General features: G+C 74.0%; 19 protein-coding genes. 14 read left to right on the top strand and 5 right to left on the bottom strand.

The features are described from left to right. The first annotated feature begins 134 nt into the window (after positions 1-134). The 5 genes from ABEB07_RS38545 to ABEB07_RS38525 all read left to right on the top strand — a co-directional run bounded on the left by ABEB07_RS38545 (position 135) and on the right by ABEB07_RS38525 (position 3,514). Positions 135-2,027: an AMP-dependent synthetase/ligase gene (locus tag ABEB07_RS38545; protein WP_345672694.1), complete on the top strand. Its 1,893-nt coding sequence runs from the start codon at positions 135-137 to the stop codon at positions 2,025-2,027. A 158-nt stretch (positions 2,028-2,185) separates the two neighbouring features. Next, complete coding sequence (locus ABEB07_RS38540; RefSeq protein ID WP_176147879.1) at positions 2,186-2,350, top strand: hypothetical protein; 165 nt, start codon at positions 2,186-2,188, stop codon at positions 2,348-2,350. 3 nt (positions 2,351-2,353) lie between these two features. After that, entirely contained in the window at positions 2,354-2,626 is a 273-nt protein-coding gene (locus ABEB07_RS38535) for a DUF4190 domain-containing protein (RefSeq protein ID WP_164588498.1), read from the top strand. Between the two features lie 127 nt (positions 2,627-2,753). After that, complete coding sequence (locus ABEB07_RS38530) at positions 2,754-2,936, top strand: hypothetical protein (protein WP_176147880.1); 183 nt, start codon at positions 2,754-2,756, stop codon at positions 2,934-2,936. Positions 2,937-3,079: 143 nt separating this feature from the next. Then, positions 3,080-3,514, top strand: a complete 435-nt coding sequence (locus ABEB07_RS38525) for an ATP-binding protein (RefSeq protein WP_164588496.1) — start codon at positions 3,080-3,082, stop codon at positions 3,512-3,514. A gap of 38 nt (positions 3,515-3,552) precedes the next feature. Here ABEB07_RS38525 and ABEB07_RS38520 read toward each other — a convergent pair whose 3' ends face one another. Further along, entirely contained in the window at positions 3,553-3,924 is a 372-nt protein-coding gene (locus ABEB07_RS38520) for a PRC-barrel domain containing protein (protein WP_345672692.1), read from the bottom strand. Between the two features lie 402 nt (positions 3,925-4,326). Between ABEB07_RS38520 and ABEB07_RS38515 the strand changes: the two genes are divergently transcribed. From ABEB07_RS38515 to ABEB07_RS38475, 9 genes are all read left to right on the top strand, one after another. Further along, positions 4,327-8,601: a HAMP domain-containing protein gene (locus ABEB07_RS38515; protein WP_176147882.1), complete on the top strand. Its 4,275-nt coding sequence runs from the start codon at positions 4,327-4,329 to the stop codon at positions 8,599-8,601. A 37-nt stretch (positions 8,602-8,638) separates the two neighbouring features. Continuing rightward, the gene (locus ABEB07_RS38510) at positions 8,639-11,083 is read left to right on the top strand and encodes a SpoIIE family protein phosphatase (protein ID WP_425589151.1); all 2,445 of its coding nucleotides are present in this window, start codon (positions 8,639-8,641) and stop codon (positions 11,081-11,083) included. Between the two features lie 124 nt (positions 11,084-11,207). Continuing rightward, positions 11,208-12,092 (top strand): SDR family oxidoreductase, encoded by an 885-nt coding sequence (locus ABEB07_RS38505; protein WP_164585657.1) that lies wholly within the window; start codon positions 11,208-11,210, stop codon positions 12,090-12,092. A gap of 122 nt (positions 12,093-12,214) precedes the next feature. Beyond that, positions 12,215-12,646, top strand: a complete 432-nt coding sequence (locus ABEB07_RS38500) for an STAS domain-containing protein (protein WP_176147884.1) — start codon at positions 12,215-12,217, stop codon at positions 12,644-12,646. Between the two features lie 151 nt (positions 12,647-12,797). Beyond that, positions 12,798-13,184 carry an STAS domain-containing protein gene (locus tag ABEB07_RS38495; protein ID WP_176147885.1) on the top strand — a complete coding sequence of 129 codons (387 nt, stop codon included), beginning with the start codon at positions 12,798-12,800 and terminating at the stop codon, positions 13,182-13,184. A 641-nt stretch (positions 13,185-13,825) separates the two neighbouring features. Next, complete coding sequence (locus ABEB07_RS38490; protein ID WP_345672690.1) at positions 13,826-14,017, top strand: hypothetical protein; 192 nt, start codon at positions 13,826-13,828, stop codon at positions 14,015-14,017. Next, positions 14,014-15,756, top strand: a complete 1,743-nt coding sequence (locus ABEB07_RS38485) for a PP2C family protein-serine/threonine phosphatase (RefSeq protein ID WP_345672689.1) — start codon at positions 14,014-14,016, stop codon at positions 15,754-15,756. The genes ABEB07_RS38490 and ABEB07_RS38485 overlap by 4 nt, the downstream gene beginning before the upstream one ends. A 276-nt stretch (positions 15,757-16,032) precedes the next feature. Continuing rightward, positions 16,033-17,406 (top strand): NAD(P)/FAD-dependent oxidoreductase, encoded by a 1,374-nt coding sequence (locus ABEB07_RS38480; protein WP_345672687.1) that lies wholly within the window; start codon positions 16,033-16,035, stop codon positions 17,404-17,406. Between the two features lie 171 nt (positions 17,407-17,577). After that, positions 17,578-19,800, top strand: coding sequence for an FUSC family protein (locus ABEB07_RS38475; protein ID WP_425589152.1), 2,223 nt, complete (start codon positions 17,578-17,580; stop codon positions 19,798-19,800). A 43-nt stretch (positions 19,801-19,843) separates the two neighbouring features. On the opposite strand, the gene ABEB07_RS38470 is transcribed toward ABEB07_RS38475, so the two are convergent. From ABEB07_RS38470 to ABEB07_RS38455, 4 genes are all read right to left on the bottom strand, one after another. After that, positions 19,844-20,284 carry a hypothetical protein gene (locus ABEB07_RS38470; RefSeq protein WP_164585603.1) on the bottom strand — a complete coding sequence of 147 codons (441 nt, stop codon included), beginning with the start codon at positions 20,282-20,284 and terminating at the stop codon, positions 19,844-19,846. A gap of 28 nt (positions 20,285-20,312) precedes the next feature. Next, positions 20,313-21,146 carry a DUF1206 domain-containing protein gene (locus ABEB07_RS38465; protein ID WP_345672685.1) on the bottom strand — a complete coding sequence of 278 codons (834 nt, stop codon included), beginning with the start codon at positions 21,144-21,146 and terminating at the stop codon, positions 20,313-20,315. A gap of 209 nt (positions 21,147-21,355) precedes the next feature. Continuing rightward, a complete protein-coding gene (locus ABEB07_RS38460) occupies positions 21,356-21,655 on the bottom strand; it encodes a DUF5133 domain-containing protein (protein WP_345672701.1) in 300 nt (99 codons plus the stop codon). A 72-nt stretch (positions 21,656-21,727) separates the two neighbouring features. Further along, a complete protein-coding gene (locus ABEB07_RS38455) occupies positions 21,728-22,675 on the bottom strand; it encodes a SigB/SigF/SigG family RNA polymerase sigma factor (RefSeq protein WP_345672683.1) in 948 nt (315 codons plus the stop codon). Between the last annotated feature and the right edge of the window lie 58 nt (positions 22,676-22,733).

The following is a 22,733-nucleotide window of genomic DNA, read 5'->3' as shown; positions in this document are numbered from 1 at the left end:
GCCGAGATCACGAAACAGGGCCACTTCCCGGTTCCGGACCCCCGGGTGCGCCGCGCTGGGCTAGATTCGACCACCCGCCGACGACCACGCCGCCCGTCGGCGGAGTCACCCTCCGTACCCAGCAGGAGCAGCGCATGCGCGACCCCGCCCCCGCTCCGTCCGGCTCCCCCATGACCGGCGGGCTCGCCGACAGCGTCTGGGAGACGGCACGGGTACGGCCCGCTCTGCCGGTGCTGGCGCGGCGCACCCCCGCGGGCGACGCGTGGCGGCAGGTGACCGCGGCGGAGCTGCGCGACGAGGTGGCCGGGGTCGCCCGCGGACTGGTCGCCGCCGGGATCGCGCCGGGCCACCGGGTGGCGCTGATGGCCCGCACCCGCTCCGAGTGGACGGTCCTCGCCCACGCCCTGTGGACGGTCGGCGCCGAACTCGTCCCGGTCCATCCGACCTCCGCGCGCGACCAGGTCGAGGGGATCCTGCGCGGCTCCGGCTGTGTGGCGGTGGCCGTGGAGGACGAGCAGGGCGCGATGACGGTCGGGTCGGTGTGCGCGGCGCTGCCCCTGCTGCGGCACGTGTGGCAGCTGGACGCCGGGGCGCTGGCGCACCTGACCGAGCGGGGCGCCCCGGTGCCGCCGACCACCGTCGACTCGCTGCGCCGGATCGTGCTGCCCGACGCCACCGCCGTCGTCGCCCACACCTCCGGCACCACGGGCCGCGCCCTGGGCTGCGCGCTGAGCCACCGCGCGCTGGCCGACCCCTGCGACAGACTGCTGGCGGGCTGGGGGCACACCGCCGCGCCGGCGGGCGAGCAGCCCTCCGTCCTGGCCTTCCTGCCCTTCTCGCACGTCTACGGCCTCATGGTGCAGAACATCTGCCTGCGGGGCGGGATCCTGCTGGGCCACGAGCCGGAGGCGGGCGAGGCGACGCTGGCGCCCGCGCTGCGCTCGTTCCGGCCGACGTATCTGTACGCCGTCCCGTCCGTCTTCGAGCGGTTCCACAAGGGCTTCCTGCGCACCGCCCAACAGGAGGGCCGGGGCGCGCTGTTCGAGCGGGCGGCGCGCACGGCGCGGGACTTCGCGGCGGCGCTGGAGCGGCGGCGCACCGGGCGGGGCGCGGGCCCCGGCATCGACCTGCGGCTGCAACACGCCCTGTACGAGCGGACGGTGTACCGCGGGCTGCGGGCGGCCCTGGGCGGCCGGGTGGTGCGCGCGAGTTCCGGCGGCTCCCCGCTCAGCCGCGAACTGGCCCTGTTCTACGAGGGCATCGGCATCCCCGTCCACGACGGGTACGGGCTCACCGAGACGGCGGGCGGCATCACCATGCAGCCGCTGGGCCGGGAGAAGGCGGGCACGGTCGGCAAGGCCCTGCCCGGCACCGCCGTCGAGGTGGCCGACGACGGGGAGATCCTGGTGAGCGGGCCGTCGGTGTTCCAGGGGTACGTCGGCGACGAGGCCGCCACCCGGGCCGTGCTGCGCGGCGGCCGGCTGGCCACCGGGGACCTCGGGCACCTGGACGCCGAGGGCTATCTGACGATCACCGGGCGCAAGAAGGACGTCATCCTCACCAGCGGCGGCAAGAGCGTGGCCCCGGCCCTGCTGGAGCAGCGGCTCAGGGCGCATCCGCTGGTCCACCAGGCCGTGGTCGTCGGCGACGACCGGCCCTGTGTGGGGGCGCTGATCACGCTGGAGCCGGAGTTCCTGGCCCACTGGCGGGCCGGCCTGGCGCTGCACGGGGACGCGCCGGGGCAGAAGGCGCGCGAGGAGAACGCGCTGCGCGAGGAGGTGGGCCGGGCGGTCGCCGCCGCCAACAGCGCCGTGTCGCGGGCGGAGTCCATCCGGGTCTTCCGGGTGCTGCCGGAGCCCTTCGACGTGGCCGGCGGACTGCTCACGCCGTCGCTGAAGCCGCGCCGGTCCGCCATCGTGGAGCGCTACGCCTTCGAGATCGACGCCATGTACCAGGCGCGCTCCCCGCGCCGGGCGGCGGCGGACGCGATGGCGCGGTGGGAGGAGTCCGACGACGTCTTCCGCTGACCGCGGCCGGGGGCGGCAGGCCGCGGCCGGCCCCGTCCGGTCCGGACCGGACGGCGCGCCCAGGAGTGAGATCGGCGTCTCGGGAAACCTGTTCTCGCATGCTCCTGACAACATGTGAGATCTTCGCCGCGCCGCACCCGCGCGGCCGGAGGTGAGCCGTGCTCTTCCTCGTCGTGGCACTGCTGCTGCTGGCCTTCGTCCTCGGCTCGGTGGCCTATCTGCCCTGGCCGGTCACCCTGATCCTCGGCACGGTCGTCCTCTGCTGGCTCGCCGTCTTCACGGTGCGAGAACGCCGCCGCCGCGGCCGGACCGGGAGGGCGTGAGCCATGCGGATGACCGCACCGCCCTCCCGCTACACCGGCCGCCGCGACACCGAGGGCATGGCGGTGGCCTCCTTCGTGCTCGGCCTGGTCGGCCTGATCGTGCTGAACCTGGTCCTCGGCCCGGTGGCGATCGCCCTGGCCGTGATCGCGCTGCGCCGGGGCACGCCCCGTCCCGGCCGGGCCCGGCTCGGACTGGCCCTGGGCATCGCCGACCTGGTCGTCCTCGCCGTCCTGATGGCCGCGCACCACGGCTCCTCCTGGACGGCCTTCGGCTGAACGGGCCACGGCGGGCGAACGGTGTGAGCCGGTTCACGCCGTTCTTCGGTCCGACGGGTTTACATCCGCCGCATCGTCACAGGCGCAGAGACGACGCCGTGCCGATCAGCGCGAGAGGAGCCCGACCATGTCCCAGCCCCGCCGCCCGCTCCCCCATCCCGCCCACGGGCCGGACCAGGTCCGCGACTGCGGCGGCGCCGGGACGGCGGGCGCGTGGCGGGAGCTGTACGAGACCTGCTGCCTGACCGGCTGGGAGTCGCGCGGCAGCCTGCACGACCCCGGGGCGTGCCCGGGCCGGACCGCCGCGTGAGGCGGTCCGGCCCCCGTCGTCGCTGAGACGGGTCCCACGGGCGGCCCACGCGTAGGGTCCGCCCCCATGGGAACCAGACAGGGGGACGGATGAGAAGGAAAGGACGACGACGCCCTGCTCACAGGCCGGGCCGGGAAGGCACGATGGCAACCGAGCCGCATTGGAACGAGACACTGGCCACCGAGGGGATTCCGACTCGCACCGCTCGCTTCGCGGGCGAGCTGCACCATGTGACGGGTGCGCGCCTGGCCGCGGAGGAGTTCCTCGACGACCTGGCACGCGCCGCCCTGCCGACGGCGCAGGAGCACTGGGACGACATCCTGCTGGTGGTCACCGAACTGGCCGCGAACGCGGTGCAGTACGCGCCGGGGCCGTTCGTGCTGCGTATGCGCCGCACCTTCGACGGGGTGCACGTGACGCTGAGCGACACCAGCACGACACCGCCGGCCCCGCGCCCCTTCCATCCCAGCCGCGGTGGCGGCGGGATCGGCTGGCACCTGATCCACACACTGTGCGACCAGGTCAGCGTGGTGGTGAACGAGCGGGGCAAGGACGTGCACGTCTTCCTGCCCTGGTGAGCCGGCGTCGCCGCCCGCCGGCGCCGCGCCCCGCCGGGTCAGGCGACGCTCGGGTCGCGGGGCGGCAGCCCGTGGTAGTACTCCCCCACCCGCCGGAGGTAGCCCGGGTCCATGGTCTCGCTGTCGGTGCGGAAGCGCGGCGCCGCCTTGATCTCCGTACGGGAGCAGGCCACCTCGATCCGCCGCTCCCCCGCGTCGACCCCGGTGACCACGCCGACCGGCACCAGAACGCTCTGGCCGAACACCCAGACGCCGGTGTCCACGACCAGGTGCCGCATCCCGAAGTGATCGGCCTCGCGGTCCACATGGCCCACGACACCGTCCGGGGCGACGACGGTGAAGCCGGTCGGGTCCCCTCCCGGCTCGCGAACGGCCTGCGGCGGGTACGACCAGATGCTGTCGACGGTCACGCTGCTCCTCTCCAGGACGAACGAGCCGTCGGCGGCCGGACCTCCGCTGGTCCGCGCCCCGGCTCACCGCATCGACTACCCGGCGTGGCCGGTCGCATTCGGCGGCCCGGAGCGGGTTTCGGCGGCTGAGCCGGGTGCGCGGCGGAGCCGGTCGGCCGAGGACCGGAAAATTCGGTCGAGTACCCCGGTTCGCTCGTCTCAGTCCCACGGGATTTCCGCGGACCCGGATTGACGGGGATTTTTGTTCGGCGCGGCCCCACTGGGTTAGCCTGCGACGTATTTTCTCTTCGCGCGCTTCCGTGACATGCGGAAACGCGCGGCGACACGGGCCCACGCGGCCCGGCGGGGTTTTTCCGAGCCCTCACCGTTGAGGGCTCCCTGGGGAGCGGGACGAGGGTGCGCATGACCAGCGACAAGACCGAGGTCGCCGACGCGGTGCCGGGCGACCGGGAGCTGCGGCAGCTCCTGGCCGGCCTGACGGCCGTACGGGACGGTGACTTCGGCACGCGCTTGCCGGAGGACGCCGACGGTCTCATGGGCGACATCGCGACCGTGTTCAACGGCATGGTCGACCAGTTGTCGGTGTTCACCTCCGAGGTCACCCGGGTCGCCCGCGAGGTCGGCACCGAGGGGACGCTCGGCGGCCAGGCCGAGGTGCCGGGGGTCTCCGGGACGTGGGCCGACCTCACCGACTCCGTCAACGCCATGGCGGGCAACCTGACCACCCAGGTGCGCGACATCGCCCAGGTGGCGACCGCGGTGGCCAAGGGCGACCTGTCGCAGAAGATCGACGTGCCCGCCCGCGGCGAGATCCTTCAGCTGAAGGAGACCGTCAACACGATGGTCGACCAGCTCTCCGCCTTCGCCGACGAGGTCACCCGCGTCGCCCGCGAGGTCGGCACCGAAGGACGCCTCGGCGGCCAGGCCAAGGTGCCCGGCGTCGCCGGCGTGTGGCGGGACCTCACCGACTCCGTGAACTTCATGGCGGGCAACCTGACCAACCAGGTCCGCAACGTCGCCCAGGTGACCACGGCGGTGGCCAAGGGCGACCTGTCGCAGAAGATCACCGTCGACGCGCGCGGCGAGATCCTGGAACTGAAGAACACCATCAACACGATGGTCGACCAGCTCTCCGCCTTCGCCGACGAGGTCACCCGCGTCGCCCGCGAGGTCGGCACCGAAGGACGCCTCGGCGGCCAGGCCGACGTCAAGGGCGTCAAGGGCACCTGGCGGGACCTGACCGACTCGGTGAACTCGATGGCGGGCAACCTGACCAACCAGGTCCGCAACGTCGCCCAGGTGGCGACCGCCGTGGCCAAGGGCGACCTGTCGCAGAAGATCACCGTCGACGCGCGCGGCGAGATCCTCGAGCTCAAGAACACCATGAACACGATGGTCGACCAGCTCTCCGCCTTCGCCGACGAGGTCACCCGCGTCGCCCGCGAGGTCGGCACCGAAGGACGCCTCGGCGGCCAGGCCGACGTCAAGGGCGTCTCCGGCACCTGGAAGGACCTCACCGACAACGTCAACGTGATGGCGTCGAACCTGACCGGTCAGGTCCGCTCCATCGCCCAGGTCGCCACCGCCGTGGCCCGCGGCGACCTGTCCCGCAAGATCACCGTCGAGGCCAAGGGCGAGGTCGCGGCCCTGGCCGACGTGATCAACACCATGGTCGACACGCTGTCCGCGTTCGCCGACGAGGTCACCCGAGTCGCCCGCGAGGTCGGCACCGAGGGACGCCTCGGCGGCCAGGCGCACGTGCCCAATGTGGCGGGCACGTGGAAGGACCTCACCGACAACGTCAACTCGATGGCGAACAACCTCACCGGCCAGGTGCGCAACATCGCGCTGGTGACCACCGCCGTGGCCCGCGGCGACCTGTCGAAGAAGATCGACGTCGACGCGCGCGGCGAGATCCTGGAGCTGAAGACCACCATCAACACGATGGTCGACCAGCTCTCCGCCTTCGCCGACGAGGTCACCCGCGTCGCCCGCGAGGTCGGCACCGAAGGACGCCTCGGCGGCCAGGCCGAGGTGGAGGGCGTCTCGGGCACCTGGAAGCGGCTCACCGAGAACGTCAACGAGCTGGCCGGCAACCTCACCCGCCAGGTCCGCGCGATCGGCGCGGTGGCCAGCGCCGTGGCCGAGGGCGACCTGACCCGGTCGATCACCGTGGAGGCGTCCGGCGAGGTCGCCGAGCTCAAGGACAACATCAACTCCATGGTGGAGTCCCTGCGCGAGACCACCCGGGCCAACCAGGAGCAGGACTGGCTCAAGACCAACCTGGCGCGGATCTCCGGCCTGATGCAGGGCCACCGGGACCTGCCGGTGGTGGCCGAGCTGATCATGGAGGAGCTGACCCCGCTGGTGTCGGCCCAGTACGGCGCCTTCTACCTCGCCGAGGACGGCGCGCGCGGCCCCGAGCTGCGGCTGGTCGGCTCCTACGGCCGGCCCGACGACGACGAGCGGCCCACCCGCTTCTCCTTCGGCCGCTCGCTGGTCGGCCAGGCCGCCCGCAGCCGCCGTACGATCACCGTCGACGAGCTGCCCGCCGGCTACGTCACCATCTCCTCCGGGCTCGGCCAGGCCGTGCCGAGCGCGCTGGTGCTGCTGCCGATCCTCTTCGAGGACCAGGTCCTCGGCGTCATCGAACTGGCCTCGGTCACCTCGTTCACGGCGATCCACCGGGACTTCCTGGAGCAGCTGCGCGAGACCCTCGGCGTCAACGTCAACACGATCGTCGCCAACGCCCGCACCGACGAGCTGCTGGACGAGTCGCAGCGGCTGACCGCCGAGCTCCAGGCCCGCTCGGCCGAACTCCAGGCCCAGCAGGAGGAACTCCAGCGTTCCAACGCCGAGCTGGAGGACAAGGCGTCGCTGCTGGCGACCCAGAACCGCGACATCGAGGCGAAGAACCTCCAGATCGAGCAGGCCCGCCAGGAGCTGGAGGCGCGCGCCCAGCAGCTCTCGCTGGCCTCGAAGTACAAGTCGGAGTTCCTGGCCAACATGAGCCACGAGCTGCGCACCCCGCTCAACAGCCTGCTGATCCTGGCCCAGTTGCTCGCCCAGAACCCCTCGCGCAACCTGACCCCGAAGCAGGTCGAGTACGCGGGCATCATCCACTCGGCCGGCAGCGACCTGCTCCAGCTGATCAACGACATCCTGGACCTGTCCAAGGTCGAGGCCGGCAAGATGGACGTCACCCCCGAGCGGGTGCCGCTGAGCCGGCTCATCGAGTACGTCGAGGCCACCTTCCGGCCGATGACCACCCAGAAGGGTTTGGAGTTCGGCGTCGAGACGGCGACCGGCGCGCCCGCCGACCTGTTCACCGACGACTCCCGGCTGCGGCAGATCCTGCGCAACCTGCTGTCCAACGCGGTGAAGTTCACCGAGCAGGGCCGGGTGGAGCTGTCCATCGAGCCCGCGGCGGACGAAGAGGTGCCCACGGGCGTCGTCCGGGGCGGCGCGGTGGTGGCGTTCCGGGTCAAGGACACCGGCATCGGCATTCCGCAGCAGCACCTGGAGTCGATCTTCGGCGCGTTCCAGCAGGCGGACGGCACCACCAGCCGCAAGTACGGCGGCACCGGCCTCGGCCTGTCCATCACACGGGAGATCGCGCATCTGCTCGGCGGCGCCGTGGTGGTGGACAGCGCGCCCGGCCGGGGCAGCACCTTCACCCTCTTCCTGCCGGTGGCCCGCCCCGACTTCGAGCAGCTGCTCGCCGCCGGCCGGTCCGCCGAGCGGGCGCCGGCCGAGCTGACCGCGGCGTCCGCCGACCCGGTCGCCGTGGCCCTGCCGGCGGGCCCGGCGCGGCAGCGGCCGCGCCGGCTGCTCGTCGTGGAGGAGCGCTCGCGCGGCCTGCTGACGCTGGTCGCCGAGAGCGTGGTGGCCGATCTGGCCCGGCACAGCCCGGACGACGGCACCGCGCTGCCCCAGGTGGACGTCATCACGGCCGTGGGGGCGCAGGAGGCGGCGGGCGCGCTGGCGGCCGAGCCGTGCCACTGCGTGGTCCTGGACCTGGACATGCCCGAGGGTGAGGCGTCCCGGTTCCTGCGGGCGCTGGCCGGCGACTCGGCCCTGACCGGGGTGCCGGTGCTGATCCACAGCGGCAACCGCCCCGACGTGGCCCGCTCGGAGGCGCTGCGCTCGCACCGCGACGACGGCTCCCTGGAGTTCCTGTCCTCCCTGGACGAGCTGCGCGAGCGGATCGCGCTGCACCTGTCGGCCGAGGAGCCCGGGGACGTGCTGTCGCTGGTGCGCTCCGAGGAGCCGCAGGACCTCGCGCCGCCGGTCGACGACTCCTTCCAGGGCCGTACCGTCCTGGTCGTCGACGACGACGCGCGCAACCTGTTCGCGCTCAGCGGCATCCTGGAGCTGTACGGCTTCCGGGTGCTGCACGCGGAGAACGGCCGCAAGGGCATCGAGACGCTGCTGGCGCACCCGGAGATCGCGCTGGTGCTGATGGACGTGATGATGCCCGAGATGGACGGATACACGGCCACGGCCGAGATCCGCAAGCTGCCGCAGTACGCCGAGCTGCCCATCATCGCCGTCACCGCCAAGGCGATGCCGGGGGACCGCGAGAAGTCCCTGTCCTCGGGGGCGAGCGACTACGTCACCAAGCCCGTGGACACCCACGACCTGATCGCCTGCGTCCGGCGCTGGCTGTCCGCGTGAGCGAGCACACACCGTCCGGCCGAGGAGCATCCGCATCGTGAGCACGTCCGAGCAGCCGCGTGAGCAGACCGGGGCCGAGCCGCGTCAGGAACCGTCCGCGCAGATCGCGCAGGCGGCCGCCGGCGACCCCGCGCACCCGGATCTGGCGGGGGTTCCCCCCACCTCCCCGGTCGGCCGGCTGGCCGCCACCGTGGACCGGCTGCGCCGCGAGGTCCGCACCGCGCAGGCCGAGGCCGAGGGCCGGGCACTGGTCGAGCTGGCCAAGGGCATCCTGGTCGAGCGGCTGCGCTGCGGCCCCGCCCAGGCCGCCCGGCAACTGGCGGAACTGGCCGAGCAGGCCAGCGTGTCGCCGCTGGAGTTCGCGGTCGAGGTCATCAACCAGGCCGCCCGCGACCGGGTGTCCGAGGTCACCGACGCCTTCCTCGCCGCGGCCGCGGGCGCGCCCGAACGCGACGCGGCCGCCGTACGGCTGCGCGCCGCCGAGAGCGGGGCGCTGGCCGCGGACGACACCCAGGCCGTCGCCGACTCGCTCCTGGAGCACGCGCTGCGTCCGCTCGGCGCGGTGGCGGTCGCGGTGTGGGCCGCGGGCGCGGACGGTTCGCTGACCCTGGCCGGCTCGGCCGGCTTCTCCCCCGCGGAGGCGACCCGGTGGCGTTACGTCCCGCCGGAGGTGGCCACGGTGGCGCGCTGCGGGCTGACCGAGCGCACCGGCCAGTGGTTCGCGTCGCTGGCCGAGACCGGGCTGCCCACCATCGGCCGGCACATGCACCCCGACGGCGGCCGGGTGGCGATGCCCGCGGGCACCGGGGGCCGCATCCACGGGGTGCTGGAGATCGCCTGGCCGGGGCCGCTGGAGCCGCAGTCGCCGCAGGTCGTACGGCAGGTGGACGCGCTGGCCGAGCTGTGCGCGCACACGCTGGAGACGTACGTCCCGCGCCCGGACGTGGGGCACGAGCCGCGGGTGCTGCCGGACGCGGCCGAGCTGATGGACCTGGCCGACGGGCTGCACGACCCGGCGCTGGTGCTGGTGCCGCACATCGACGGCTCGGGCCAGCTGGTCGACTTCCGCATCCAGCACGTCAACAACCGCTTCCTCGACCCGGCGGGCCGGCCGCGGGCGGTGGTCAGCGGCGCGCTGCTGCTGGAGGCCTATCCGATGGCCGCCGGCAAGAGCGAGCTGTTCCAGCGCGTGGAGCGGGTGTACGCCACGGGCGAGGCGTACCGGGCGCACCGGATGCAGCTGACGGCGCTGGTCGACCAGGTGTCGCTGTCGGCGGTCGCCGACATCAGCATCAGCCGGCACGGCAACAGCGTGCTGCTGATCTGGCGGATCGAGGACGAGACGGCACGGCTGGCGAGCCTGCTCCAGCACGCCCAGCGGCTCGGCCGCATCGGCGGGTTCGAGGAGAACCTGCTGACCGCCGAGATCACCTGGAACGACCAGCTGTTCCACCTGTACGGGCGGTCCCCGTCGAGCATGCCGGTGCCGCTGGAGGAACTGCCCGCGCACGCCCACCCGGACGACGCGGTGGCCCTCGGCCGGTTCCTGCGCACGGTCATGCACCAGCGCCGGCCGTCCTCGGCGGCGTTCCGGCTCCAGCGGCCGGACGGGGTGACCCGGCACATCCGGGTGGTCGCCGAGCCGGTGCTGGACACCGACGGGCGGCTGTTCGTGGTGCGCGGCGCCTATCAGGACATCTCGGCGCAGCACTGGACGGAGGTGGCGCTCGCCGCCACCCGCGACCAGCTCGCCCACACCGAGCAGCAGGCGACCGAGCGCAATCGGTTGACCCTCCAGTTGCAGCACGCCATCATGCCGCCGACCCAGGCGCCGCTGAAGGTGTCCGGTCTGGAGGTGGCGGTGCGCTACCGCCCGGCGGAGACCGAGCAGTTGGTGGGCGGCGACTGGTACGACACGGTGGTGCTGCCGTCCGGTCTGGTGCTGCTGTGCGTGGGCGACGTGGCCGGGCACGGCATCGAGGCCGCGACCAGCATGGTGGTGCTGCGCAACGCGCTGCGCGGGCTCGCCGTGACCGGCGCGGGGCCGGGGCAGCTGCTGTCCTGGCTGAACATCGTGGCGCACCATCTCACCGGGGCGGTCACCGCCACCGCGGTGTGCGCGCTGTACGACCCGGACCGGCGGGTGCTGCGCTGGGCGCGGGCGGGTCATCTGCCGCCGGTGGTGGTGCGCGGCGCGGAGGCGGCGCCGCTGCCGCTGGTGCGGGGCATGCTGCTGGGCGCGGTACCGGAGGCCGTCTACGAGGAGGCCGAGGTGCAGTTCGCGCCGGACGACACGCTGCTGATGTACACCGACGGTCTGATCGAGCGGCGGGACCGGTCCGTGGAGGAGTCGCTGTCGCATCTGCTGACCACGGCCCGCTCCGCGCCCAAGACGCTGGACCAGCAGCTGGACCGCCTGCTGACATACAGCCGCTCGGACACGGACGACGACACCTGCATCGTGGGGATAAGGGTGGCCTAGGACCCCGGCGCTCGTACGGACCAGGCCGGGCGCGCGGCGGGAGTCACCCGTTCGCCGGGTGTGCGCCGCACGCGCCGGGGCACTTGAAGTCGGCGGCACCCGCCCCGCCGACGGAAGGCGCACCATGTCAGACGACCGCCCGCAGGACCCGACGACCCGGCATCCGCGGCCCGACTTCCCGCAGCAGGACCAGGAGCACCCGGGCTGGACCGGGCCGATGGACCCGCCGCCGGACCACGGCGAGGAGTCGTACCGGGGCAGCGGTCTGCTCACCGACCGGGCGGCGCTGCTGACCGGCGGCGACTCGGGCATCGGGCGCGCGGTGGCGCTGGCCTTCGCCCGCGAGGGCGCCGACGTGGTCTTCACCTACCTGCCCGACGAGGAGAAGGACGCGCGGGAGACGGCGCGGCTGGTGGAGGAGGCGGGGCGCCGGGCGGTGCCGGTGGCGTGCGACATCCGCGAGGAGGAGCAGTGCCGCGCGCTGGTGGACCGGGCGGTCGCCGAGTTCGGCCGCATCGACGTGCTGGTCAACAACGCGGCGTACCAGATGTCCCAGCCGGACGGCATCGGCGCGATCACCACCGAGCAGTTCGACCGGGTGCTGCGCACCAATCTGTACGGCATGTTCTGGCTGTGCAAGATGTCGCTGCCGCACATGCGGCCCGGGTCCTCGATCATCAACACGACGTCGGTGCAGGCGTACAAGCCGAGCCCGCACCTGCTGGACTACGCGACGACCAAGGGCGCGATCGTCACCTTCACCCAGGGGCTCGCGCAGATGGTCGCCGGGGACGGGATCCGCGTCAACGCGGTCGCCCCGGGCCCGGTGTGGACGCCGCTGATCCCGGCGACGATGCCGGACACCAGGGAGTTCGGCAAGCAGGCGCCGCTCGGCCGCCCGGCCCAGCCCGCGGAGATGGCGCCGGCCTACGTCTTCCTCGCCTCGCAGCGGGCGAGCTACATCACCGCCGAGGTGGTCAACGCGACCGGGGGCACGCCGCTGCCGTAAGGGTTTCGGGGCGGGCGGGCATGAGGGATTGATTCAGGGGTAGGCGCGGGTGCGCGGTGCGGGTTGCCCTGTCGTGGACACGGGTGCCCCGCACTGGCCGTCAGCACTCGTTGGAGGTACTCGTGCCCATTGCCCAGAACCCGCTGTCCGTCGAGGTCACCGTCCCCCGGGAGGATGTCGCCCTCCTCACGGTCGAGGGCTACCTGGACGTCGACACGGCGACCGAGTTGCAGGCCCATCTGGCCAATCAACTGCACCACGGCAGGCGGCACTTTCTGCTCGACCTGACCGGGGTCCCCTTCATGGACTCTTCCGGTATGAACATCATCCTGCGCGCGTATCAGGAGGTCCGGGACCGGCCGGGCAGCGTGCACATCATCGCGCCCACGCCTGCCGTACGGCGCATTCTCGACCTGACCGGGGTCAGCATCACGGTGCCGGTCTCCGGGACGACGGACGAGGCGCTGGCCCTGATCGACCGCCGGCCCGAGGACCGTCCGGGACCGTCCGAGGAGTACGCGGCGCCGGCCGAACCGGCGGAGCGGCAGGTCTGAGGGGCGGGCCCCCCGCGTGCCGGCCGCCGGCCGCGCCCGCCCGGCGGACCCGGACCCGCGCGGGCCGGCCGTCGCACGACACGGCCCCTTGACGGCGGCCCGGGGACGGACCGGCCGTGGCGGACGGGACAGTGGACCAGGAGTGGAGCAGGTGCGGGAGCACGCGACGGCCGCGCCCGTCGTCGGGCTGGGGGACGGTGTCGTGGCCGTGACGCCGACCGGGACGCTCGACGGCGCCCGCGTCCGGACCGTGACGCGGACGCTGCTGGAGGCGGTCGTGGCGCGGCGGGCGCGGTGCGCGATCCTCGACGTCACCGGGGTGTCCGCCGTCGACTCGCGGACGGCGCGGCGACTGCTGGACGCGGCCCTGGCGGTACGGCTGACGGGGGCGGAGTGCGTCGTCTGCGGCATCCGGCCCGACCTCGCGCGCACCCTCGTGCGCCCCGGCGCCGGCCCGGAGACGCTCGTCACCCGCACGTCCCTCGCCGACGCCCTGGCGTACGCGCTGCGCCGACCGGGCGCCCAGCGGTGCGGGTGAGCGGTGACCCACGATCAGCTCCGGCCCGGCGGCGCGCGTCCGGGGAGCGCGTGATGGCGACGACGGCGGTTGTCGGGACCCGCCCGACGGAACACGGGGCCCTGGCTCTCCCCCGGCTGCGCCGACAGACGCGCCGGCCCCGGCGCGAGCGGACGGGCCCGGGCGCCGCCGCGAACGGAACGGCCGGCGAGACCCCGGCGCACGACGAAGACACACGGATGGAGGCGCGACGCGTGGCCGACGGACGAGTGCCCGGTGTCCGACCGGCCCACGACGACGAGACCCCGTTGCTCACGGACACGAACCGGGCCCCCGGCACGAACCGGGCGACCAGCCCGAACCGGGCTCCCGGCACGGACCGCACTGCCGAGACGGACCGGACCGGCGGAACGGGCCGAGTTCTCCGGACCGGCTGGGCTGCCGGAGCGGGCCGGCCTGCCATGACACGCCGGCGTCGCGGAACGGGCCAGGTCCCTGGAACGGGCCGGACTGCCGGGACGGGCCAGGCTCCCGGAACGGACCGCACTGGCGGGACCGGCCAGGCTCCCGGGACGCACCGGACTGTCGGGGCGGTTCGGGCGGTGGTGTCGTGCGGCTTCGGTCTGGCCTGGCGATGGGCGCCGTCCGCCGGGCCCGGCCTGTTGGCAACCCACCCATCGGCGGCCCACCCGTCGGCGGCCCGCCCGTCGGCGGCCCGCCCGTTGTCGGTCGGCCCGGTGGGCGCGGGCGCGGGCACCGGCCTCGGCGCCCGCGCTGCGGCTCCGGGCGGCATCACCGACGACACCCTCACCGTGGCCGGGCCGGGCGCCGCGACCGAGCCGGAGCGGCCATGACACGCACCCCCACCTGGCAGATCAGCACCGTCGTCGACGCCGCCCGGGCCCGGATCGCCACGGCCCGGCTGGCCGCAGCCCACGGCGTGCCGACGCTGGACCGCACCCGGCTGACGACCGCGCTCAGCGCCCGGCTGCGGCAGTGCCTGACCAAGGGCGGCACCTGGCGGCTCACCCTGGACGCCCCCTGGCCGGGACCCGGCGACGGGCTGCTGACCCTCACGCTCACCCCGGACCGGGAGGCGAGCGCCGCCGGCGAGCCGCCGTGGCGGACCTCGGTGGCCTGCCCGGAGCCGGCGGCGGCGCCGGTGGCGGACGAGGAGACGCCGGACGATCCGGCCGCCCTGGCCGAGGCGCTGCTGGGCGCCGACGAGGACACCGCGCTGGCGCTGGACCGGCTCGCCGAGCAGGAGGACCTGGTCTCCTTCCACCGGGAGGAGCTGGACCAGACCAACCAGGGCGTGCTGGCGCTGCACGCCGAACTCGACGCGGCCGGCCACGCCGAGCGCGAGGCGTTCGCCGCCGAGCGCGAGGCCCGCACCGAGGCGGAGCGGGCCCGGCACCGGCTGACGTTCCTGGCGGACGCCAGCGCGGTGCTGACCACCTCGCTCAACCACGAGGAGATCGTGCGCCGGCTGCCGGACCTGCTGGTGCCCCGGTACGCCGACAGCGTCGACGTATGGCTGTTCGACGGCACGGACGGCGGGCGTCCGTCGGCGCCCCGGCCGGCTGCGGCCGTGCTGGCCGCGCGGACCGGACAGGCCCAGTACGCCGCCGACCATCCCGGCGATCTGCCGGGCGTGGCCGACCGGCCGCCGTCCGCGCTGGACCCGGGCCGCCCGCTGCTGTGCGTCCCGCTGTCCACGCGGCGGGCGCCGCTGGGCGTGCTGACCCTGTCGCCGCCGGGCGCGCGCTGGGAGCCCGACGACGCGGTGATGCTGATCGAGCTGATCCGGCGGGCCAGCATCGCCATCGAGAACGCCCGGCGCTTCGAGCACAACCGGGACATCGCCGAGACCCTGCAACGCGCGCTGCTCACCGAGCTGTCCGCGCCGCCGGGACTAGGTCTCGCCGCGCGCTATCTGCCCGCCACCCGCGGGCTGAACATCGGCGGCGACTGGTACGACGCGTTCCGGCAGCCCGACGGGAGCCTGATCACGGTCGTCGGCGACGTCACCGGGCACGGGCTGCACGCGGCGGTGATGATGAGCCAGCTGCGCACCGCGCTGCGCGCCTACGCCGTGGACGGCGGCAGCCCCGGCCGGCTGCTGACCCGGCTGCACGTGTTCCTGCACCATCTTCAGCCCGACCTGTTCGCCACCGCGGTCATCGCCCGCTTCCGGCCGGGCGACCCCACCATCACCTGGGCCGCCGCGGGGCACCCGCCGCCGGTGCTGCGGCTGCCGGACGGGCGGGTGCGGGTGCTGGACGCCAAGCCGGGCGCGATGCTCGGCATCCCGCTGCGGCAGGAGATCGCCGACCACACCGTGCGGGTCTCCCCCGGCTCGACGCTGGCCCTGTACACCGACGGTCTGGTGGAGCGGCGCGCCCAGGGCATAGACCCGGGCATCGAACGGCTCGCGGTGGCCCTCGGCGGGTGCGGCGCCGGGGAGCTGGACACCGATCTGGAGGGTGCGGCGGACCGCGTCCTGGAGCCGCTGCTCAAGGACTCCGAGCGCGACGACGACGTGTGTCTGCTGCTGTGCCACATCGCGGGCGCGCCGTCGTCGTCGCCATAGGGCGGCCGATCCCGGGAACCCACGTAGGCGAAGACATCGGGACACGGACCGCGCGGACACCCGGACACGCGGGCGGCCGCGGACCCGGTCGCGCCGTGCGCACCCCGCCCGCGGGGGGCATGGTGGTGACCGAGCCCGTGCCGGCCCGCCGGGTCCGGCCGCCGTGCCCGGCCGACGCGCGGCACGCACGCACGGCGGAACGGACGAGGTGCGAAAGCAGCGGTCCAGGGGCAGCCGCAAGAGGTCGAGGCAGACCGCCTGGAGCCGCAGAAGGGAATGAACACCGTGACACGACCCAGGATCCTGGTGGTGGGCGCAGGCTTCGCCGGAGTGGACTGCGTCCGCCGTCTGGAACGCAGGCTCTCCCCGCACGAGGCCGACGTCACCCTGGTGACGCCGTTCGCCTACCAGCTCTATCTGCCGCTGCTGCCGCAGGTCGCCTCCGGCGTGCTGACGCCCCAGTCGATCGCGATCTCCCTGCGCCGCAGCCAGAAGTACCGCACCCGGATCATCCCGGGCGGGGCCATCGGCGTGGACCTGCGGGCCAAGGTCTGCGTCATCCGCACCATCACCGACCGCATCGTCAACGAGCCGTACGACTACATCGTGCTGGCTCCCGGCAGCATCACCCGGACGTTCGACATCCCAGGTCTGACGGACCACGCCTTCGGGATGAAGACGCTCGCCGAGGCCGCCTACATCCGCGACCACGTCATCTCGCAGCTGGACCTGGCCGACGCCAGCGAGGACCCGGCCGAGCGCGCCTCGCGGCTCCAGTTCGTGGTGGTCGGCGGCGGCTACGCCGGCACCGAGACGGCCGCCTGCCTCCAGCGGCTGACGCACGCCGCGGTCGAGCGCTACCCGCGGCTGGACCCGGCGCTGATCAAGTGGCACCTGATCGACATCGCGCCGAAGCTGATGCCGGAACTCGGCGACAAGCTGGGCCGCAGCGCGCTGGAGGTGCTGCGCCGGCGGGGCATCGAGGTGTCGCTCGGGGTGTCCATCGCCAAGGCGGCCGAGGAGGAGGTCACCTTCACCGACGGCCGGGTGGTGCCGACCCGCACCCTGATCTGGACGGCGGGCGTGGTGGCCAGCCCGCTGATCGGCACGCTGGACGCGGAGACCGTGCGCGGCCGCCTCGCGGTCAACGCCGACATGTGCCTGCCCGGCGAGGACGGGGTGTTCGCGGTCGGCGACTCGGCGGCCGTGCCGGACCTGGCCAAGGGCGAGGGCGCGGTGTGCCCGCCGACCGCGCAGCACGCCTCCCGGCAGGGCAAGGCGGTCGCGGAGAACGTGATCGCGGCGCTGCGCGGCCAGCCCCTGCGGCCGTACCGGCACAAGGACCTGGGGCTGGTCGTGGACCTGGGCGGCGCGGACGCGGTGTCCAAGCCGCTCGGGGTGGAGCTGCACGGGGTGCCCGCCCAGGCGGTGGCCCGCGGCTACCACCTGGCGGCGCTGCGCACCAACGTGGCCAAGACCCGGGTGATGACGAACTGGCTGCTCAACGCGGTGGCCGGCGACGACTTCGTGCGCACCGGCTTCCAGGCCCGCAAGGCCGCCAAGCTGAAGGACTTCGAGTACACCGACGCGTACCTGACGAAGGAGCAGGTGCGCGAGCACGTGGAGAAGGCCCGGTCGCGGGCGGTGTGACGCCGGGCGGGGCACGCCCGCCGCGGCCGGCCCCGACGGGCGCGGGGCCGTGGCGGGCGCGTGCGATGCTGGGACGAGCGGATCATGTGGACGCGTGGATGGCGCGGATCATCGGGGACCGGGAGAGAGTACGACGGCGTGAGTGCAGCTGATGGGTCGGTCTGGGCACGGCTGCGGGATCGCCTCACGGCGTCCGATCCCGGGCTGCTGAGACTGGCCGCGGGTTCCCGGACCGCCGGTTCGATCGCGCTGACGCTGGCGGTCCTGAGCGCCCTGAACGCTCCGGTGACGCGTCTGGTGGCCGGTGCGATCGCGTCGATGGCGGCCACCTTCGCCATCCGGGAGAAGGTGCGCTCCCGGCAGGCCGTCACCCTCGCCCTGTGCCTGCCGGTGGCGCTGGTGTCGGTGTCGCTGGGAGCGCTGCTCAACGCGCGCGTGGTGGTCGGCGACGTCTTCTTCGTCGTGCTGATCTTCAGCGCGGTCTACAGCCGCCGGTTCGGCGACCGGGGCAACGCGCTCGGTCTGATCGGCTTCCAGATCTACTTCATGTCCCTGTTCGTCGGCGCCACGCTCGCGACGCTGCCGGGGCTCTACCTGGTCCTCACGGTCGCCTTCGCGTGCAGCGCCCTGGTGCGCTTCGTGATCGTCTACGAGACTCCGGCGGGCATCCTGGAACGGCTGCGCGAGGCCTTCCGGGTGCGTCTGGCCCAGTTGGTCTCCGCGCAGCTGGAGCTGCTGGACGCCGGTCCCGGCCAGGTGGACAAGGTGCTGGGCACGGTGCGCGAGCGCACCGCCCGGCTGCACGAGACCGCGCTGATGATCCAGGGCCGGTTGCAGGAGGGCACCGCGGACGAGTCGGTGGCGCGGCTGGTGCAGCGGCGCATCGCGGGCGCCGAGATCGCCGCCGAGCGGCTGGGGCTGCTGCTGCTGACCGTCCGCAGCAGCGAGCGGGCCGACACGCTCACTCTGCACCTGCCCGGCGCGCCGCTGCCCACGGCCGGCCGGCAGCCGGTGCGCGAGGAGGCCACCGACGTCCTGCGCCGGGACCTGATGGCCCTGAGGATGCTGGTGCTGCGGCCCGTCGGGGCGGGCGGCGGGACCGCCATGACCCATGTGCGCAACCGGCTCCTCGGCTACCGCGACGAGGAGAACCTGCCGCCCGCCTCGGCCGCCGTGCAGGACGTCTTCCGCGGGATCGGCGAGGCGGGACGCGCGGTCCTCGGGCTGCGGGTCGCGCTCGGCGGGCCGCAGGACGAGTCGGACGACTCCCCGGCCACCACCCGTTCCCGGGAGGAGCTGGACGCCGAGGACGCCTCCATCGAGGGCGCCGAGGCGGGCGAGCGGGTGCTGGAGGAGCCCCCCACGGGGCTGCGCCGGCCCACCACGCGGGCGGCGGTGCAGGTCGCCCTCGGCTCGTCGCTGGCGATCGTCGGCGGCGAGTTCCTCTCCAGCCAGCGCTGGTACTGGGCGGTGCTGACCTGCTGGATCGTCTTCATCAACACCTCCTCCACCGGCGAGATCCTGGTGAAGGGCTACCGCAGGCTGCTGGGCACCGTGCTCGGCGTGGTGGCGGGCATCGTGCTGGCGGGTCTGGTCGGGCCGCACACCTGGCCGGCGCTGGGGCTGGTGCTGGTGTTCGTCTTCGCGATGTTCTACACCGCGCCGCTGTCGTACACGCTGATGTCGTTCTTCGTGACCGCGGCGCTGGGCCTGCTCTACACGCTGCTGCACACCTACAGCCTCGCGGTGCTGGTGCTGCGCATCGAGGAGACGGCGCTCGGCGCGGCCTGCGGGATCATCGCGGCGGCCGTGGTGCTGCCGGTGGGCACCCACCGCCGTACCAACGAGCTGCTGATCACGGTGCTCGACCGGCTCGCCGACGTGACCGGGGCGGCCGTCGAGCAGCTCAGCGGCGGACCGGGGGCGGATCTGCTGGACCAGGCCCGCGACCTGGACCAGGCGCTGAGCGATCTGCGCGCGGCCGTCCAGCCGCTGACGCACCCGATCACGCCGCTGCGGGCGCGGCGCAACACCGCCCAGTACCTGCTGGCGCTCCTGGAGACCTGCGCCTACCACGCGCGGTCGCTGGCCGCGACGGCCGAGCTGCTGCCCACCCATCCCTCGATCGCGGCCGATCCCCGGCTGCGCCGGGCCTGCGCGCGGATCACCCACAACATCGCGGCGCTCACCGCGCACCTGTCGGACGAGCACGCCGACGCCGAGATCGAGACGGGGCCGAGCATCGCGTCGCTGCTGGAGTCCGGCGGCACGCCCGGCACCCCCCGCTACGGCCGGATCACCGACCGCGTGCTGCGCCATCTGCAACGGCTGGACGAGTCGGTGGTGGGTCTGGCCCGTCCGCTGGGAGTGCGGCTGCCCGCGCCGAAACGGTGACGCGGGCGGGCCGCACTGGGGTGCGGACGCCGTGCCGGGCCGGTCAGAAGTCCGTGGGGAGGTCGCTCACCTCGGCGATGCCCCGCAGCTCCTCGGTGTCCCGGTGGCGGTCGCGTATGTAGTCCGCGATCTCGGTGAGGCGGGCCGGGTCCGAGGCGGTCGCGGCGTCGGTGACCACCCGGACCGGGCCGGTCTCCTCGATGTCCAGGACCACCAGCTCGTTGTCGAGCCTGCCGGTGACGGCGGTGGCGATGACCAGGGCGGCCTCGTCCCGGATCTCCTGGGGCAGGCCCTGTGCCTGGGGGCCGTCCAGCGGGAAGTCCGTCGTCGGCACGCCCTGCTCGCCCTGTTCGTGGATGGCTTGCAGGACCGGGTCGACGACGGTGAGCAGGAGTTCGTATTCCTCTTCGGGCATCCGGACCCGCAGAAGGTCGAGATACACCTCCACGGCCCGGTCATCGGGCGGAAGCTCGTTCTCGTTCATCTGCTCCGTGTTCCCCGCCCGGCGCTCGTCAGACGCGACGCCAGCGAGCGAGTGCGAAGGAGAACAGACCGAAGAGCACGAAACCGGCCGCGACCAGCACCAGCAGCCAGGGTCCGGCCGGGGTGTCGGCGAGCGAGCGCAGCGTGTCGTCCAGGCCCTTGGCCTGCTTGGGCTGGTAGTCGACCGCCGCCCGCACCGCGAAGACGCCGGCCGTGGCGAACACCAGTCCGCGTGCCACTCCGCCGCCGACGCCGGTGACGTCGATCAGCCGGCGCGTCCTCGTGGACAGCTCGCCCAGCTTGAGCTTCTTGTGGTAGTGACGGCGCACCGCCTGGACGCCGATCCACACGCCCGCCACCGCGATGCCCACACCCGCGGCGCCGACCAGCCACTGCCCGGCCGGTACGCCCAGGGCCCGGGCGGTCATGTCGCGGGACTGCTCGTCGCTGGAGCGGCTGCCGCCGGAGCCCGCCGCGAACGACAGCACGGACCAGGCCACGGACACGTAGAAGACGCACCGCGCCGCCGAGGCGAGCCGCTTGCCCACCTTGCGGCCGTCCGGCCCGGCGGCGCCGAACACCGCCTCGGACAGCCGCCACAGCGCCATGCCGACCAGGCCGATCCCGAGCGCCCACAGCAGTACGGCGCCGAACGGCTTGTCCGCGATCGCGGCCAGCGCGCCGCTGCGGTCGGCCTGCCGGTCGCCGTCGCCGAAGGCGACGCGCAGCGCCAGCACACCGACCAGCAGGTAGATCACCCCGCGCGCGGCCAGTCCGGCCCGCGCGGCCCCCTCCGTCATCGAACCCTTGGCCGCCCGCCGGACGCCTATGCGTCCGGAACGTGCCGTGGCACTCGTCTCCATCGCCACCTCCGGACCTGCGGATGCCCCGCCGACGGCCGCACACACACGGCCGCGGACACGCCACCGCCCGTGTGCGCGATGCGCGCACACGGGCGGTGGCGTGGACGGGCGGGCCGGCGCCGGGACGCGGCCGGCCGGGCTCCCCGGCGGACGCGCCGACCGGGGAGCCCGGCGGCCGGCGCGGCCGGCGGTCTCCGTGCGTCGGGCGGTCAGGCGGTCGCCGGTGTCCGCCCGGTCAGGACCGCGGCCGGGACGGCCGTCTCGCGCGGGGCGGGTACGACCTCGCGGACGGTGGGTACCCGGCGCTCGGCGGCGGGGGCCGCGGCGGCGAGCATGCGGCGGGCCGTCTCCAGGGCCGACCGCACGTCACGGGTGCCGGTGGACACGCACAAGGTGTAGGCAAGGTCCTGCGACCGGGTGTGGCGGCCGGCGGCCGCGGCCATGGTCTCCTCGGCCAGGGCCGTCTCGTACTCGTGGACGAGCTTGCGCAGGAACTCGGGGTGGGGCATCAACACTCGGTCACTCTCCATGGCTGTCAAGGGCTGTCATGGCTCTGGTACGGGGGTCTGGTACGGGGGCGCTCACCGGGCCGTGGGCCTCGGCCCCTTGCCGCGGCGGCCGGCCCGCTCGGCCAGCACCTCGTCGCGCACGCGCGCGCAGCTGCGGCTGATCAGGCGGGAGACGTGCATCTGGGAGATGCCCAGCCGGTCGGCGATGCGGCTCTGGGTCATGTCCTCGAAGAAACGCATGTAGAGGATGGCCCGCTCGCGTTCGGGAAGCCGGCGCAGCCCCTCCTTGGCGGACTCCCGGTCCACGACGACGTCGTAGGAGGAGTCGGCGGCGCCGAGGGTGTCGGCGAGGCTGTAGCCGTCCGCGCCGGTCGACATCTCGGCGTCGAGGGACAGGGTGCTGAAGCTGTCCAGCGCCTCCATGCCGGTGTTGACCTCTTCCTCGGTCAGTCCGGTGTGGGCGGCGACGGCGGCCACCGAGGGTTCGGGGCTGCCGGGGTTCTGGGTCAGCTCGCGGCGCGCCACGCGCACCTTGTTGCGCAGCTCCTGCACCCGGCGGGGCACCCGCAGCGCCCACATCCGGTCGCGGAAGTGCCGCTTGACCTCGCCGGTGATGGTGGGCACGGCGTAGCTCTCGAAGGCGCCGCGGTCCGGGTCGAACCGGTCGATCGCCTTCACCAGTCCCAGCGCCGCCACCTGACGCAGGTCCTCGATCGACTCCCCCCGGTCGCGGAAGCGGCCGGCGATGCGGTGGGCCATGGGCAGCCACGCGGTCACGAGCTCGTCGCGGGCGCCGTCCCGCTCGGGGCCGTCCGGCAGCTCGGCGAGGCGCCGGAAGAGGGCCGCGGTGTCGGGCGCGTCGTCGTGCGGGCGCCGGGGTGCGGTGCGGTCGGCGGTCTGCTCGATGGTCCGGTCGGCGGTCTGCTCGGCTGCGGTCTGCTCGGCCGTGCGATCAGGGGTGGTGTCGAGGGTCTGGTCTTCGGGGGCGCCGGGACGGGTTGTCGACATATCGATGAGCATGCGGAATCGCTCCTGAACGGTCGTCTCAGGGATGTACCGCGGGAGGGGCGGGCTCCTC

Origin of the sequence: Streptomyces similanensis (genome assembly GCF_039543625.1) — a bacterium.
Lineage (GTDB): Bacteria > Actinomycetota > Actinomycetes > Streptomycetales > Streptomycetaceae > Streptomyces > Streptomyces similanensis.
This window is presented reverse-complemented; position numbering and strand designations above follow the sequence as displayed.